Below are 15487 nucleotides of genomic sequence, written 5' to 3'. Positions count from 1 at the left end.
ACTTAGAATATTTAAAGTATTATTGACTTTATCGCTTTTAAGGAGTTGTGTTTTTTTGGAGGAGAATAAAGGGATTACAGTCGACATGTTAATAAGTGTTTATAATGATTTGGCCAAGAAAATGGCAAATAATCGGTTAAAGGCATTCGCCAGCCATTTGAGGAAACAAGAGTTGACGCTCAATCAATATTCCATATTAAGCTATATCGAACGGAAGAACGCTTGCTTATCGATTCAATTGGCACAGCATTTAAACTTAAAAGCAGCATCGATCACTTATTTAGTCGATTCTCTTGAGAAAAAAGAATTGGTTATACGGGTGGAAAACCCTTTGGATAAAAGGAGTCAACTCATCCAATTAACGGATGCTGGATATAGCGTCGTTTCTTACTCTGTAGATAACTCCCATGCTTCTAAGATATTTGAGGAAATGGATCAGGAAGACAGGGAAGTGCTGTACTTAATGGTAAAAATCATGAATAAAAAGGTATTTTCAAAGGCAGAATCAAATGACCGACTTGATGACTGACCCGTTTCACTAGTTTGAGGAGAATGATTGATTTGAAGAAATTATTAAAAATTAAAATGACCTGGTTTCCCATCTGGGCGGTACCCTTGCTAATGCTAAGCATGATTTGCATCTATTTGCCCGTATTCAGTGGAGCCGATCCAAAATTGTCCAACTTTCCGTTAATCATCGTGAATGAAGATGAACAGTTCACCTCTTCAGAATTCGGTAAAAGTCTGCTAAGTAACCTTTCCAAAGAAGTAGACGGGCATTCCTTACAATGGTCTGTGGTGACAAGCAAAGAAAAAGCAATCGATCAAATTAAGGATGATAATGCTTATGGAGCCATCGTTATACCTGAAAACTTCTCAGCTTCCATTAACGAATTGAAGGGTGGCTTCATTTCAGGGGAGACGGATGGAAAAGCGGCCGAAGTGGAAATCTTGATCAATGAAGCTGGTGGTCAGATGGCTACTGCAGTTGCTTCTAATGTGCTACAAACGATGGCATCATCAGCATCCGATGGCCTAAGCGGCCAAATTAAATCCGCATTGGTTTCAAAAAATATGCAAGTATCTCCACTTTCAACTTCTGTATTAGATCAACCCATCCACTATACATCAACCAATGTCCTTGGATTGCCAGCCAATTTAAATAAAGGGATGACCCCCTTCATGATTGTGCTGATTACATCAATAACAGGACTGCTGGGTGTACAAATGATAAATGGCTATATTAATAAAATCAGTGAAACTCTTAACTCAAAGGGACACACGATCAGCAACACAAAGATTCTCATTACAGAATTGCTCTTCGGTTTAATCGTAACACTACTGGTTTCAGCCATGCTTCAACTCGCGGTGTTCGGATTTTTCGGGAGTGTGCATTCCATTGGCATATGGCCAATATTCTGGTTTACCTTGTTAAGCAGTATGACGATGTTCCTCATGTTTAAAGTAATCAGCCTATTCTTCGGCAAATGGGGAATGCTTATAATGTTCCCGCTCAACATCATGGGTATTTTCGGCAGTGGTGGGGCGGTTCCTATCGCAAACCTACCGGATTTCCACCGTATCGCAAGCATCTTCCTTCCAACAAGGTACATGGTCGATGGAATGAGGTCGTTGCTTTACTATGGTGGTAATATGCAAGCCAGCCTTGGTACGGCATTATGGGTCATCTCCAGCTTGTTTGTTGTATTCCTAGGCATTTGTTTAGTTGTAACACTTACCACCCATAAGAAAGATTCTTCAAAAGCTAAACTGGAACCCTCTCTCGTAGAGGCCTAAAGCCAACAAAGAAAAAGAAGCCATCACAGGCTTCTTTTTCTTTGTTTTATGCGTATTTCTTACTTTCTTCTTCCTTGAAAAAGCTCTTCATCGCATGGAATACATCGGCCTTTTGCTTAAGGATATAATGCCTGAATTTTTCATTGTCAATGTTCTTATAGGCAGTCATGAGGGTGGAATGGCGGTTATACTGGTTGACTTCGCCGTAACCGAACATATTGGAGACCTTCATGAGTTCTTCCACGAGCTTGACGCACCTGGCATTATCGGATGTGAGGTTGTCACCATCGGAAAAATGGAACGGGTAGATATTGAATTTCACAGGGTCATATTTATGATCGATAAGTTCTAATGCTTTACGGTAGACGGATGAACAAATCGTTCCACCGCTTTCCCCTTTTGAAAAGAAATCCTCCTCAGGCACAACTTTCGCTTCAGTGTGATGGGCAATGAATTCTATCTCGACGGTTTCATATTTTGTCCGTAAAAAGCGGTTCATCCAAAAGAAAAAGCTCCTTGCCATATATTTTTCCCACAGACCCATGCTTCCTGATGTATCCATCATCGCCAGCACGACTGCTTTGGAATCCGGCTTTTCGACCTCATTCCATGTCTTGAATTTGAAGTCTTCCTTATAAATGGGATGAAAGCCTGGATCGCCGCTTAAGGCATTCCTTTTGAAGGCCGATATCATCGTTTTCTTTTTGTCGATATTCCCCATCAAGCCGGTTTTCCGGATATCATTGAATTCAATATGCTCAAGCGTATGCTCCGCATGTTCCTTTTTCTGAAGGTTCGGCAGCTCCAATTGGCTAAACAATGCTTCCTCCAACTCCATCATCGACACTTCGGCTTCATAATAATCCTCGCCCGCCTTGTCCCCAGCACCTTGCCCTTTTCCGGAACCGGCATTCGATGGCGATCCATCTCTTGCAATGACATCCCCGACTTTACTATCCCCGTCCCCTTGACCGACATGTTTGTTTTTATCATAGTTATAGCGGATTTTATATTCATCCAAGGAGCGAATCGGGATTTTGATAACATCCTTACCATTGGACATCACGATGCTTTCTTCAGAAATCAAATCAGGCAGATTATTCTTGATAGCCTCTTGCACCTTTTCCTGATGGCGTTGTTGATCATCATAGCCTTTCCGATGGAGGGACCAGTTTTCCTCTGAGATCACGTATTGTTTATTATTCTCTTCTGACATTCTCTTCCCCCCTTAAAAATGTTTGCACGCTTTTCATCATTCCTTCATATAATAAATTAGTGTGAGAAAGCCCACAGCAACACAGGTTTAGCTATTCAAATATACAATTCGAGAAAAATCGGATAAAAATAAAAGTATTACTCTATCCTATGCAGCGGCGAAGGATAATTTACACAAAAATTCATTAATGGTTGTTTTGCCCAAAAAATAAGACGGGTTCCTACGCGATAAAAGAAATTGGACATGCTTTGCGGCTGGCCCAGGCCGACAGTGAAGGATAACCTGAACATCAAGAAACTCACTGCGTGGAATATCCTCAGTGAGTGACCAATGTTAATGAGATGATTTAATCGAGCGGAGTCGTTTGTTTCAATGGGAATAAAATAATACGGGGTTTTTAAGATTTGTAGGAATCTTTAAAAGAAGGAGTTGTAGGAGCAGGGGATGTCGGTCTCCCATCTCGATCAATGCGGTTTTTCAATAGGCATTGACACAAGTAAAAGGGCATCCCTGTGATTTCCTTGGATACCCTTTTTTACATGGATGGAACGATTTCAATGGCACGCCTTTTCACTCTTTTTTTTCCTCGACTTCATGTTGGACGGTACCTGGTCGTTTATCCCATTCCTTCAGTTCTTCGTTCGTTCTCTGCCGTTCCATTTGCTTCCCAAGTTCTTTCATCTCGTCTAAGTCTTTCGCCATCGAACTGTTCTCTGGAACATGTTCTCTTTTCACTTCTTCTTTACTCATTTTATATCACCTCTACCTTATTGATACCCTATATTTCCAATTTCCAAACCGTACATATGTCCAACGGGTAAAGGGTATAGATAATCTATATGGAAAAAATCCAGGAGGTGAATGGAGCATGGAAACCACTACACTCTATGTGAGGGAAGCGACAACCGAGGGCCCGATTTTAAATCTAGAGTCCATCCTATTGAGTACGGAAGGCGTCGAGCGTGCCATCATCGATGTGGATGACGGCGAAATCAAAATCGAATACAGCGAAGACAAATTATCACCAAGCCAGCTCGTCACACTCATCGAACAATACGGATTAAATGTCACTGAATAAAAGAACCCACAACACAAAAAATACCGAACTCTCCCAAGAACGGCAGAGTTCGGTATTTTCATTTATAACGTTTTACAATTTCCTGCAGTTTCAATGCCAAAGCGATGTTTCCATCTACCTTTAGGCCACCTGTCATGAAAGCGACCGTTGTATTTAAATCGTCCTTTAATAACTTGGAGAAATTCTTCTCTGATAATTTCAATGTCACTTCTGGATCATTTGTCGTACCTTCGATCACTTCAACTTGTCCATTATTAATCAACAGCTGAACCGGTCCAATCTCTTCAATGTTGAATTGATACACACGATTTTCCTCGTTTTGGATATGCTCCGGATTACTGTTGATTTTACCAGCCAATTCATTCAATTCAGCGATTACACTCATTTGAAATCCCTCCATCAACCTTTTTATGATTACGCTTACAAAACAGAAAAAACCTTACTGATCCATGACAACGACAACGTTTCTTCATGTACATGTTGGACGATCATGTGAAAATATCCGAAGCGCGAAGTATTTCAGAGGATTTTAATAGGTTGTATTATTAACATCGGAGAATAACTGCTTCAGCTAAAAGATATCACGAATTGGTATTATTTACAATATTTTCTTTCAATAAATACCCCCACCTTTTAAGGCAGGGGTGTTCTTGTTTTTAGCGGTTTAACAAGCTTCCTACGTAGCGAAGTAAGTCATTGGCGGAAGTCGAGTTATACCCATGTTCGTCAATAAGTCTCTTGATGACTTCATTCACTTTCTTCAGTTGTCTTTCATCCGGTGTCTTGGTTGAAGTCGTGATTTTGACAACATCCTTCAAATCAGCAAACAGCTTTTTCTGAATGGCTTCACGTAGGCGGTCATGGGAATTATAATCAAATCGTTTTCCTTTCCTTGCATAGGCCGAGATACGGATCAGGATTTCTTCACGGAAGGCTTTTTTGGCATTTTCAGAAATGCCGATTTGTTCTTCAATCGAGCGCATCAATTTCTCGTCTGGATTGATTTCCTCCCCAGTCAGTGGATCGCGCAGTCTTGATTTATTGCAGTATGCTTCGACGTTATCTAGGTAATTGTCCATAAGGATCTTCGCCGACTCTTCATAGGAATACACAAACGCTTTTTGCACTTCATTTTTGGCAATCGAATCATATTCCTTACGTGCAAGCGAAATGAAGTTCAAATATCGTTCCCTTAGCTCGTTCGTTATCGACGGATGCTGGTCAAGGCCTGCCTTCAACGACATCAATACGTCAAGTGCGTTGATAGACGGGTTTTCCTTCCGAATGATAGTGGAGGATATCCGGTTAATGACATACCGTGGATCTATCCCGCTCATGCCTTCATCTTGGTATTCCTTCTTCAGCTCATTGATGTCCGCGGAGTTGAATCCTTCAACATTTTCCCCATCGTACAGTCTCATCTTTTTCAATAAATCGATATCACCTTTTTTCGGATCCTTTAAACGGGTCATGATACTGAAAATGGCTGCCACCCGCAAGGTATGCGGAGCAATGTGGACATCGGAAACATCGCTTTCATGGATCATTTTTTCATAAATCTTCTCTTCTTCGCTCACCTTTAAGTTATACGGGATCGGCATGACGATAATCCGGGAATGTAGGGCTTCATTTTTTTTGTTGGATATGAATGCCTTGTACTCCGTTTCATTCGTATGGGCAACGATCAGTTCATCTGCACTGATTAATGCGAACCTTCCTGCTTTGAAATTCCCCTCCTGGGTCAGTGAGAGCAAATGCCATAAAAACTTCTCATCACATTTCAGCATTTCCTGGAACTCCATCATTCCGCGATTTGCCTTATTGAGCTCACCATCAAAGCGATAGGCTCGCGGATCTGATTCAGATCCAAATTCGGCGATCGTCGAAAAGTCGATGCTTCCGGTCAAGTCGGCAATATCCTGTGATTTAGGGTCGGACGGACTGAATGTACCAATCCCCACACGTTTGTCTTCTGAAAGGAAGATACGCTCAACCATCACGTCTTCAATCCGGCTGCCATATTCCTGTTCCAATCTCATCACATTCAGCGGTGACAGATTCCCCTCAATCCGGATGCCATACTCCTCAAAGAAATCCTGCCGCAAGTTTTGAGGAATGAGATGCAGTGGATCTTCATGCATCGGACATCCTTTTATCGCATAGATCGCCCCTGAGTCATTTAACGAATAACTTTCAAGCCCCCTCTTAAGGAGTGAAACCAATGTAGACTTCCCGCCTGATACCGGTCCCATCAAAAGCAAAATCCTCTTTCGGACATCCAACCGCTTAGCGGCGGGATGAAAATACTCCTCGATGAGCCTCTCCAATGAATCCTCAAGTCCAAACAGCTGACCACTGAAAAAGTTGTACTTCTTCGTTCCATCTACTTCCTCTATCCCAGCATCTCTGATCATGTTGTATACACGCGAATGAGCAGATTGTGCAACTAATGGCTTTTCTTTCAGTATCTCTAAGTATTCTGCGAAGGTGCCTTCCCACTTCAGCTTCTGTTCATCTTCTCTAAATTTTTCGATTTTCTTTAAAATATCCATCTAGGAACCTCCCCCTATCACTTTCAGAGAATACTTAAATCTATGCGCCGAGTTTGACAAACATGTCAGACTTTCCAAAGAGGTTCATCTTGTCCGGCTGCCCAATCCAAGGTTTTCCTTTAAAGTCTTGAATATTTGGTGACAAATCACGAGGCAAGAAAATTTACGTGCACATCTACTAAAAATTGGGGTATACTAAGCCTATACTTAAGTGGGACAATATGGGTAAAGGGAGGTTACATCATGGGAACAGTTATTGTCATTGCCGTAACAATTGCGTTTTTAGCTGCCATCTTCACTGGTGGATATGCCGACAAACCAGGTGTGAAAAATAAATAAGAGCATACGAAAAAGGGAGCTATCCCACAAGTCATGAAAATGACTTGTGGGGGAAGCCCCTTTTTTTTGGAAGAAAAGCATATAAAAAAGAGACACCAAATAAGTGCCTCCACTAAGAGTGACTTTCCTTTTACTTTTCAAACTCTTCAGCAAGCATGCTTGGAATAGAGATTTCCCAACCGGCTTGGGAAGTGTAGCTGTATTCGCCAGAAATAGTTCCGTACACAGTAATAACATCATCTTCTATATAATCGGTCGTACCTGCATACATGACCATTATAATGTCATTAGGATCATATCCATATGATGTTTTTGTAACAGCTAAACGGATGGCCGTAAAGTCCTCTTCTTCCTGGATCTGAATAACCTCACCAGTATATTTCGTATACTCACCAATCATTTTATCTGGATTTTTCTTCAACCTATTATATTCAATAGGTTTTGCATTTGCTTTTTTAGCAGCCGCTTCTTCTTTAGCTTTCTTTTCAGCTTCTTCTTTAGCTTTCTTCTCAGCTTCAGCCTTCTTCTTAGCCTCTGCTTCATCCTTAGCTTTTTCTTCAGCAGCCTGTTTCGCTTTCTCCTCAACAATGGCCTTCTCCTTGGCCTCTCTCTCTGCTTTCTCTTCAGGTGTTTCTGCCTTTTCTGTTTTCTGTTCTTGAGCTGGCTTCTCTTTATCTGTTGTGGTTTCTTCAGATTCCCCGCTTGCTCCTATAATAATAAATGAAATGATGGCTACAATAAATGAACCACCCACTCCAATAAAACGTGATTTTGCCTTTCCGTTCTTTTTGAGTAGTGCTACTATACCTAAAATGATAAATACAAAGATAGATATGAAGCTACAAAAAAATAAAATACCACCTAATACCTGCAAATTGTTACTTCCTTTCTTATTATGAAGTTATCAGTACAAATGTTTATTATATACTTAATTAGGCTGTGAAGTTTTCTCACTATTGCCTTTGTTAATATTTACTTTGTTAAAAAGCGGATAATCTCCTTTTACTTGATTTATGACATGCCTCCTTGAACCTTCGAAATAATTCATCGGAAATTTTTTTTACATCCTATCAGAAAAAGAATATCTGCATTATTTTAATTTATACAAGAAATAAGAGCCCAACACTTAGTGTCAGGCTCTTATTTTTAAGCTCTATATAATTAATGGGATGTAATCCTTTTAAATGGATGCTCGAACATGAAGTAGAGAATCATCCACCTATAATTATTGTTTTTTCAATCCTTGTTTTTCCACAAAGTCCTTCATATACATCCGGCTTTTCTTGCCGGCCATGTCAGCCATTTGTTGCGTCCAGGTTTCTTTCCGTTTTCCTTTGGTCCGTTGCTCATAATAGTCGGAAATCGTATCATTGTATACTTCTAGCTGACCGATGAAGGTCTGTTTATCCGTTTGATAGCCATTTTCATGATATACATTGGCTTGAGGAAGTCTTGGCTTCTTGTCTGAACGTTTTTTAGGATACCCGACAACAAGGCCGAATAGAGGAACGACACGATGTGGGATGTCCAGGATTTCCGAAACTTGTTGAAGGTCATTACGAATACCACCAATATAGCAAATGCCGAGGTCCATTGATTCAGCAGCAAGCGCCGCATTTTGAGCAGCGAGTGCGGCATCGATGCAGGCCACCATGAATTTTTCCGTACTTTCAATTGGTGCAGTAAGATCTTCGTTTTCCATCTCGGCTACTATGTCCATACGATGTAAATCGGCACAAAACACGAATAAATGTCCACTATTCTCTACATATGATTGAGGTCCAGCCAATTCAGCAAGCTTGGCTTTCTTTTCCGGGTCGGTCACCCCGATGATCGAATAGGCCTGGATATAGCTTGAAGTTGATGCAGCCTGTGCACACTCAACAATCGTGGAAATTTGTTTCGCAGACAATAGCTTGTCCTCAAAAGAACGGACGGAACGGTGGTCCAGAATTTTCTCGATGATGTTATTCATTGCTTTCCCCCCTAATTATGTATAAGCATTCGTCAGCAAAGCATCCCCACCCCGCTGACGAATAACTCCTTAATATTCTCTTTTTAATTCCAAGTCACGGTAATCCTGTTGTCTTAACGCCTCATAAATCAAGATGGCGGCCGTATTGGAAAGGTTCAGTGACCGAATTTTATCCGTCATTGGAATACGGAGACATCTGTCCATATTCTCTTTGATCAACTCTTTTGGCAGTCCTGTCGTTTCGCGTCCGAAAATAAAATAAATTTCACTTTCTTGATCACTGTAATCGAAGGTTGTATGCGGCTGTTCACCAAATTTGGTTAAGTAATAAAATGCACCGCCGGCATTCTTCTCAAAAAACTCTTCCAATGAATCATAATAATGAATCTTCACATGTTCCCAATAATCGAGCCCAGCCCGTTTAAGCTGTTTATCATCCGTTGAAAAACCAAGCGGACGGATAAGGTGCAGGTGTGAATCCGTTCCTGCGCATGTTCTTGCGATATTTCCTGTATTTGCTGGAATCTGTGGTTGATATAAAACTACATGTATTGCCACTTCATTTTCACCTCTAGTTTAAACTTCAACTAATTATAGCATTAAACAAACAGACTAAAAACAATCACACTCCATCTAATATCACGAAAAATTTATAGACGATGTTCGGTGTATATCGAGTCGAATCCTCATACGTCCAATATCGATGGCGACTATTCATCGTATGGGCATTCACAAGCGGCATGCCTTTTTGGTCCTTTGCCGTCACAATCAAGTTATGATCGAACCGCCCGTCACCTTCAAAGTCAATGCACAGGATGTCACCCAGGTTCAATTCCTGTGCCGTCTCCACTTCTTTTGTCCTGATCCCTTTCCCTCCCTTAAGCAGATGATACAAAGAATGAGCTGTCGTCCAGGTATAGCTCCAATTCTTTCCTCTGATCCACCACCCTTTATTCTTGTTCGGCTCGCCCCACATCGGGATGTTCCCGGCATGCAAGCACTGGGAAATAAAGTTGGTGCAGTCATCCGTGAATTTATAATACTGTGGATTGAACTCATTCCACCATCGCTCCGCATACTGAACCGCCTTCATCCGGTCATACTTATAAGAAAGCCGATCCAAACCCACTTCCCAATTTTCCGGGTCCTCGTCAGGTTCTAAATCAGGTTCAAGCTCCCGTTCTTCTATTAAGTATTCATCCCGAAACCGCGCCTCCCTCTCTTCCATCTCCTCTTCTATATAGAAGCCATCCTCCTGCTTCATTAAATACTGCAGATGCACTTGATAGGTCAGGATTTTCAAATCCCCTTCCTGCCGTTCCGAGTCAACCTTTCCAGCAGCATTCACACGGACAATTTCCGTATCATGCTTCTTCAGTGCTTCCTTTTTCAGATAGATCTTACCCTCTCCCCGTACATGCTCATTGGAAGTGTAAAGTTCAACCCTTTCCTGTAAAAGCCGTTTCAACTGTTCCCTCAAAATCAAGCCCTCCTTCATAGCACCTCTTCTAATGTGTATGAAGGAGGGCTTGGTTAAAAACACAACTTCATTCGGTCCATTGTTCAACTGAGGAGCAATTATCGGTCGATGGGGTGGTTTTATCAGTCAATTCGGCTTTTTATCGGTCGTTTTGCCACTTTTATCGGTCAAATCACACTATTTATCGGTCAAACTGCTAAAAATGGAAAGGCCCCGAATGGTTGCATTCGGGGCCTTCCTTTTTATTCATTATGGTAAGTGAACTGTAATCCTTTTTCAATTTCCACGAGCACTTCTTCGTCTTTTTCCTTCAACCTGGCTTCTTCCAAAATGGAGGTCGACCGTTCCCGACCGATTTTCCCGATCGCCCAGGCAGCCGTGCCACGCAAAACGGGGCGCGGGTCTTCTTGCATGATTTGGATCAGTTCGGGCATAGCGGTTTCATCCTTAAAGTGAGCCAATGCCAAGATGGCATTCCGCTGAATCGGCTTTTTGCCACGCCATGATCCAGATACATGTCCGTATGTCTCTTTAAAATCACGATTGGAGATGGTGAGCAATGGCTTTAGCAGCGGTTTGGCAAGCTCGGGATCCGGCTCCATCTCTTCATGAAAATGAAAATCCATCCCTTTATTTTTTGGACAGACAGTCTGACACGTATCACATCCATATAACCGGTTGCCTATTTTCGTCCTGAATTCATCTGGAAGGAAATCTTTCGTCTGCGTCAAAAATGCAATACAGCGTTTGGCATTCAACTGTCCACCTTGCACAAGGGCACCTGTTGGGCATACATCCACACACTTATTGCATGTGCCGCACTGATCCTCCATCGGCTGATCCGGCTCGAACGGCAAGTTGGTAATCATGTCACCCAAATACACATACGAACCAAATTCCGGAGTGATGATCATGCTGTTTTTGGCGCTCCATCCGATTCCTGCCCGCTCTGCAACGGCCCGGTCCGAAAGTTCGCCCGTATCCACCATTGATTTCGCCATGGCTCCAGGGACTTTCCCTTTTATAAAATCTTCAAGTAGCTGCAGTTTATTACGGAGCACGGTATGGTAATCCGTTCCCCAGGAGGCCCGGCAAAAAATCCCGCGGCGCTCTCCTTTCTTGCTTTGAGGGGCATCCTTCAATTTCGAAGGGTAGGCAAGCGCAATTGATATGATCGATTGCGGTTTATCGAAGATCAATTCGGGCCTGACCCTTTTTTCGATATCCTTTTCTTCGAAGCCGGACTGATAATCCAGCTCCTGCTGTCGGATCAGCCTGCTTTTCAACTCCGTGAACGTCGTGGCTGACGTAAAACCGATTTTATCGATGCCTATTTCCTTACTATATAAAATCATTTCTTGCTTGAGTGCATGCATATCCATTTCTATCACCTTCGTTCTCTTCATTCTACCCAATGATGCTTGTAACATATCAAACCATTGGTATCTATGATAAACTAATTTCAATCATTTTTGGAGGTGTATCACTTGGAAATTAAGATTTCCTCTAATCTCGCAAGCAAAGTTCCCGATTTCAAGATTGGTTTCATTACATACGAAAACATCGAAGTCGGCCCCTCGCCGCAAATGGTAAAAGGGAGACTTCAATTATTTCAAGAAGCTTTATTTTTTGATCTTGAAGAAAAGGAACTCACGGATTTTCCGGGTATCAAAGAATGGCGGGAGATTTTCAAAATGACCGGGACGAACCCTTCACGCTATCGCCCTTCCGTCGAGGCCCTATACCGCCGAGTCAAAAAGCAGAATTACTTATCCCCTATCCATTCAGCCATCGACTTGAATAACTTCTTCTCGCTTTTATACGAGGTCCCGATTGGCATCTATGATGCAGATGCATTATCAGGTGATCTCTCCATTAAAATTGGTGGAAGTCCGGACCAATATCCTGGATTGAATGGGCGGGTGAACTCGATGGAAAACATGATCGTTTCAGCTGATGATGACGGCGCATTCGGGAGTCCCTACGTCGATTCGGAACGGACGAAGGTCACCGAAGACACCAAACATGCCATCCAGATCATCTATTTACAAGCAAAGACACCCATCAAAGAAGCCGAACAGCTCACAAAGTCATTGATGGATATGTTCCTCGAGATTCACGGCGGAGAAGGATCTTTTTCCGTCCTAGAAGGATAATGCAAAAACATGAGTCATATCGAGATAATGGCTCATGTTTTTTTTGTGTATTTTTTAACAGATTCGGAGGCTACTCCCCTGAAGTGCTCAATTCTGCAGTTGCAATTGCTGCGTGGCTAGCTTTCGATACAAGCCATGACTTGCAAGCAATTCTTCATGTGTCCCCGCCCCAGTAATCCGCCCTTCTTCCACAACCAGTAATCGATCCGCATCAATGACCGTCGACAGCCGATGGGCAATGATCAGGGTCGTCCTGCCTGCCATCAGGTTCTTGATGGCATGCTGAACAAGAAGTTCCGATTCACTATCGAGATTGGATGTCGCTTCGTCCAATAGCAGGATTTTCGGATTGCGCAACACAGCCCGGGCAATGGCAATCCGCTGCCGTTGACCACCCGATAACTTCACGCCTCTTTCCCCTACCTCCGTATCAAAGCCATCCGGAAGCCTTTCGATAAACTGGTTGGCATTTGCCATCTTTGCTGCGTCGATGATTTCATCCATTTCAACTTGACGGCCTAGCCCGTATGCTATATTTTCTTTTATCGTCCCCGTCATGATTGGACTTTCCTGTGACACATACCCAATTTGCGACCGCCATATGGAAAGTTCAATATCCTTAATTGGCACCGTTCCCAACGAGACCATCCCATTCGTGGGTTCATAAAAACGTTCAATCAACGAAAATATCGTCGTCTTCCCACCACCGCTTGGTCCCACCAGGGCGACCGTCTTATTGGCAGGAACCGTAAACGATAAATCATTCAAAATGGGCTTAGACGCTTGATAGGAAAATGATACATCCTTAAACGTCAAATCAGCTGTGACCAATGTGTCATGCTTCCCTTCATAGGTTTCACCAGGTATCGAAAGGACGCCCTGGATTCGTTCCGTCGCTCCCATCGCCTTTTGAAATGCCGTAAAAAATGAGGCCATCTGACTAAAGGGCACGATGATTTGGATCATATAAATAATGATGGCAACAAGTGTCCCCGCTGTCAGTGCACCAGAAGCCACCCGAACTCCCCCATATCCAATAAGGATCACGAGAATCACCATCATGATTGTCGTCATGAAGGGGGAAATGATGGCTTGGATCCTAGCCTCCTTCAATCCAAAACGAAAGAGCTCCCTAACGCCACGATTGCCTTTTTCACGTTCCAACTCTTCGCCATTATGCGACTTCACTAAACGGACCTCGCCTAGGACCCTCCCTAGATTTCCGCTGAAGGTGGCCATTTCATCCTGCGTCTGCTTAGAGACTTTATACATCTTCCGCCCAAGCGGAATCAGGATCAGCATGGATAGTGGTACGATGCTGAGCATGATGACCGTCATCCGCCAGTCCAACAGGAATAAGATGATGATCGACCCGATGATCGATATGATCCCTGAAATGAATGTCACGAAATGATTCGTGATGATCGTCTTAATCGTATTCGTATCCTGAGTGATCCGGCTAAGCGTTTCACCGGACTGGCGGGAATCAAAAAACGATACGGGCAATTGTAAAATATGATCCCATAATTTCCGACGGATTCCAGCTACAACATTTTCACCGATATAGCTCAGAAAGTAGAAGGAAAAACCTCCCGCAACGGTCTGGACAATAAAAGCCCCTAGCAAAAGGAATATCGTTGTTCGCTCGATCCCGCTTCCAGATATCATATCGACCAGATTCTTCGTAACCAACGGGACGACGAGACTCGCCACCGTTTCCACCAAACTTAACACTACGACAAATAACACCATTCCCATTGGCAGTTTTTCCGATCTTAACAAGGAAAAAAATGATTTCACATTCAGCTTCTTATCCATGTACAACCTCATTCCTCCATTTTCGCTTACCTGAATTATAGGCAAGAGAACAGATACTTACAAATTTATAAAATAAAAAGAAATCCTGCTGTAATCAGTAGGATTTCTGTTCGAAAATATAAAAAACGCAAAGCTTCGTTCTCCAAGTAACGAAACCCTGCGTTATGAGTATGTATGATTGGAGCGGGTGAAGGGAATCGAACCCTCATCATCAGCTTGGAAGGCTGAGGTTTTACCACTAAACTACACCCGCATATCCTTGTAGAATTTTGTCGAATCAACTAATAAAATAATTATATAGCTTAATAGAAAAATATGCAACCGTTAAATGAAATTTTTTCATACCCTCTTGTTGTTTGAAATAAAAAACGCAAAGCTTCGTTCTCCAGGTAACGAAACCCTGCGTTATGAGTATGTATAGTTGGAGCGGGTGAAGGGAATCGAACCCTCATCATCAGCTTGGAAGGCTGAGGTTTTACCACTAAACTACACCCGCATATCCTTGTAGAATTTTGTCGAATTACTAACAACAAAAATAATTATATAGCTAATTTCACAAAAGTGCAATAGTCTTTTCAAAAAAAATAATAATAATTCCTGGAGATAGAATTAGTATATGTTTCTACCCAATAAAGATGTTAAAAAGTTCCCGGCAAAAGGATTCTTCCAAACATTATGACCAGATCACTTCCATAAGCCTTGGATAAACTTGTTCCGCTGTTTCAAGCAACATGATCAGCTTTCGGAATGCCAAGTCCGGTAAAAATTCACCATCAAGGGAATACGAATAGCGAATCGAAATCGTCCCATTTTCCTCATATAACTTTGAAAATCGGAATTGAGCATTATATTCATTCAATAACGTATGCACGGCTGCCTTCTTATCGGGATTCTTTAGCTCCGTTACATTAAAACAAAATAAATCCGCCACTTTTTCATCTTGATTAAATGAAAAGACTAACAGGACCTTCCATCCATCCTTCAACTTCTGTTCCACTCTGAAAAAGGTGATATGTTCCTCTTTGAACTCATTCATATGGATTTTTTCGCGCATTAAAAAATCTCGAAATTTCGCA

The 15487-nt window shown here is 42.2% G+C and carries 15 protein-coding genes and 2 tRNA genes; 4 read left to right on the top strand and 13 right to left on the bottom strand.

The genetic code is table 11. The features are described from left to right. The first annotated feature begins 55 nt into the window (after window positions 1-55). Both ACIQXR_RS06925 and ACIQXR_RS06920 read left to right on the top strand, forming a co-directional pair. Complete coding sequence (locus ACIQXR_RS06925; protein WP_402867510.1) at window positions 56-529, top strand: MarR family winged helix-turn-helix transcriptional regulator; 474 nt, start codon at window positions 56-58, stop codon at window positions 527-529. A 32-nt stretch (window positions 530-561) separates the two neighbouring features. After that, a complete protein-coding gene (locus tag ACIQXR_RS06920) occupies window positions 562-1797 on the top strand; it encodes an ABC transporter permease (protein ID WP_402867509.1) in 1236 nt (411 codons plus the stop codon). A 46-nt stretch (window positions 1798-1843) separates the two neighbouring features. Here the strand turns inward: ACIQXR_RS06920 and yhbH are convergent, their stop codons facing one another. Continuing rightward, the gene (gene yhbH / locus ACIQXR_RS06915; RefSeq protein WP_402867508.1) at window positions 1844-3013 is read right to left on the bottom strand and encodes a sporulation protein YhbH; all 1170 of its coding nucleotides are present in this window, start codon (window positions 3011-3013) and stop codon (window positions 1844-1846) included. 570 nt (window positions 3014-3583) lie between these two features. Then, window positions 3584-3763: a hypothetical protein gene (locus ACIQXR_RS06910; RefSeq protein WP_402867507.1), complete on the bottom strand. Its 180-nt coding sequence runs from the start codon at window positions 3761-3763 to the stop codon at window positions 3584-3586. A 118-nt stretch (window positions 3764-3881) separates the two neighbouring features. On the opposite strand from ACIQXR_RS06910, the gene ACIQXR_RS06905 reads away from it, so the two are divergent. Further along, entirely contained in the window at window positions 3882-4091 is a 210-nt protein-coding gene (locus ACIQXR_RS06905; protein ID WP_402867506.1) for a heavy-metal-associated domain-containing protein, read from the top strand. 58 nt (window positions 4092-4149) lie between these two features. Here the strand turns inward: ACIQXR_RS06905 and ACIQXR_RS06900 are convergent, their stop codons facing one another. The 7 genes from ACIQXR_RS06900 to queG all read right to left on the bottom strand — a co-directional run bounded on the left by ACIQXR_RS06900 (window position 4150) and on the right by queG (window position 11819). Continuing rightward, window positions 4150-4476, bottom strand: coding sequence for an SCP2 sterol-binding domain-containing protein (locus ACIQXR_RS06900; RefSeq protein ID WP_402867505.1), 327 nt, complete (start codon window positions 4474-4476; stop codon window positions 4150-4152). A gap of 271 nt (window positions 4477-4747) precedes the next feature. Next, window positions 4748-6643 (bottom strand): PrkA family serine protein kinase, encoded by a 1896-nt coding sequence (locus tag ACIQXR_RS06895; protein ID WP_402867504.1) that lies wholly within the window; start codon window positions 6641-6643, stop codon window positions 4748-4750. 469 nt (window positions 6644-7112) lie between these two features. Beyond that, window positions 7113-7856, bottom strand: a complete 744-nt coding sequence (locus ACIQXR_RS06890; RefSeq protein WP_402867503.1) for a hypothetical protein — start codon at window positions 7854-7856, stop codon at window positions 7113-7115. 351 nt (window positions 7857-8207) lie between these two features. Further along, window positions 8208-8957: an oxygen-insensitive NADPH nitroreductase gene (gene nfsA, locus ACIQXR_RS06885; RefSeq protein WP_402867502.1), complete on the bottom strand. Its 750-nt coding sequence runs from the start codon at window positions 8955-8957 to the stop codon at window positions 8208-8210. 69 nt (window positions 8958-9026) lie between these two features. After that, complete coding sequence (gene trmL, locus ACIQXR_RS06880) at window positions 9027-9515, bottom strand: tRNA (uridine(34)/cytosine(34)/5-carboxymethylaminomethyluridine(34)-2'-O)-methyltransferase TrmL (RefSeq protein ID WP_402867501.1); 489 nt, start codon at window positions 9513-9515, stop codon at window positions 9027-9029. 64 nt (window positions 9516-9579) lie between these two features. Continuing rightward, the gene (locus ACIQXR_RS06875) at window positions 9580-10437 is read right to left on the bottom strand and encodes an amidase domain-containing protein (RefSeq protein WP_402867500.1); all 858 of its coding nucleotides are present in this window, start codon (window positions 10435-10437) and stop codon (window positions 9580-9582) included. 242 nt (window positions 10438-10679) lie between these two features. Then, on the bottom strand, window positions 10680-11819 hold the full coding sequence (queG, locus tag ACIQXR_RS06870; protein WP_402868502.1) for a tRNA epoxyqueuosine(34) reductase QueG: 1140 nt from the start codon (window positions 11817-11819) through the stop codon (window positions 10680-10682). A gap of 105 nt (window positions 11820-11924) precedes the next feature. Here queG and ACIQXR_RS06865 point away from each other — a divergent pair, with 105 nt between their 5' ends. Continuing rightward, complete coding sequence (locus ACIQXR_RS06865; protein ID WP_402867499.1) at window positions 11925-12593, top strand: B3/B4 domain-containing protein; 669 nt, start codon at window positions 11925-11927, stop codon at window positions 12591-12593. 87 nt (window positions 12594-12680) lie between these two features. Here ACIQXR_RS06865 and ACIQXR_RS06860 read toward each other — a convergent pair whose 3' ends face one another. From ACIQXR_RS06860 to ACIQXR_RS06845, 4 genes are all read right to left on the bottom strand, one after another. Continuing rightward, window positions 12681-14411, bottom strand: a complete 1731-nt coding sequence (locus ACIQXR_RS06860) for an ABC transporter ATP-binding protein (protein ID WP_402867498.1) — start codon at window positions 14409-14411, stop codon at window positions 12681-12683. A 179-nt stretch (window positions 14412-14590) separates the two neighbouring features. Beyond that, window positions 14591-14664: transfer RNA gene (locus tag ACIQXR_RS06855), tRNA-Gly, on the bottom strand. A gap of 169 nt (window positions 14665-14833) precedes the next feature. Next, window positions 14834-14907, bottom strand: a tRNA-Gly gene (locus ACIQXR_RS06850). Window positions 14908-15084: 177 nt separating this feature from the next. Next, on the bottom strand, window positions 15085-15465 hold the full coding sequence (locus tag ACIQXR_RS06845; RefSeq protein WP_402867497.1) for a YbjN domain-containing protein: 381 nt from the start codon (window positions 15463-15465) through the stop codon (window positions 15085-15087). Window positions 15466-15487: the final 22 nt, after the last annotated feature.

Source organism: Peribacillus sp. NPDC097224, from assembly GCF_044761985.1.
GTDB lineage: Bacteria > Bacillota > Bacilli > Bacillales > DSM-1321 > Peribacillus.
The sequence above is the reverse complement of the archived record's forward strand: the minus strand, read 5'-3'. Positions and strand labels throughout refer to the sequence as shown.

Coding starts and splice junctions, on each gene's coding strand:
- yhbH (WP_402867508.1), bottom strand. CDS start 3,013: ATGTCAGAAGAGAATAATAAACAATACGTGATCTCAGAGGAAAACTGG.
- ACIQXR_RS06910 (WP_402867507.1), bottom strand. CDS start 3,763: ATGAGTAAAGAAGAAGTGAAAAGAGAACATGTTCCAGAGAACAGTTCG.
- ACIQXR_RS06905 (WP_402867506.1), top strand. CDS start 3,882: ATGGAAACCACTACACTCTATGTGAGGGAAGCGACAACCGAGGGCCCG.
- ACIQXR_RS06900 (WP_402867505.1), bottom strand. CDS start 4,476: ATGAGTGTAATCGCTGAATTGAATGAATTGGCTGGTAAAATCAACAGT.
- ACIQXR_RS06895 (WP_402867504.1), bottom strand. CDS start 6,643: ATGGATATTTTAAAGAAAATCGAAAAATTTAGAGAAGATGAACAGAAG.
- nfsA (WP_402867502.1), bottom strand. CDS start 8,957: ATGAATAACATCATCGAGAAAATTCTGGACCACCGTTCCGTCCGTTCT.
- queG (WP_402868502.1), bottom strand. CDS start 11,819: ATGGATATGCATGCACTCAAGCAAGAAATGATTTTATATAGTAAGGAA.
- ACIQXR_RS06860 (WP_402867498.1), bottom strand. CDS start 14,411: ATGGATAAGAAGCTGAATGTGAAATCATTTTTTTCCTTGTTAAGATCG.
- ACIQXR_RS06845 (WP_402867497.1), bottom strand. CDS start 15,465: ATGCGCGAAAAAATCCATATGAATGAGTTCAAAGAGGAACATATCACC.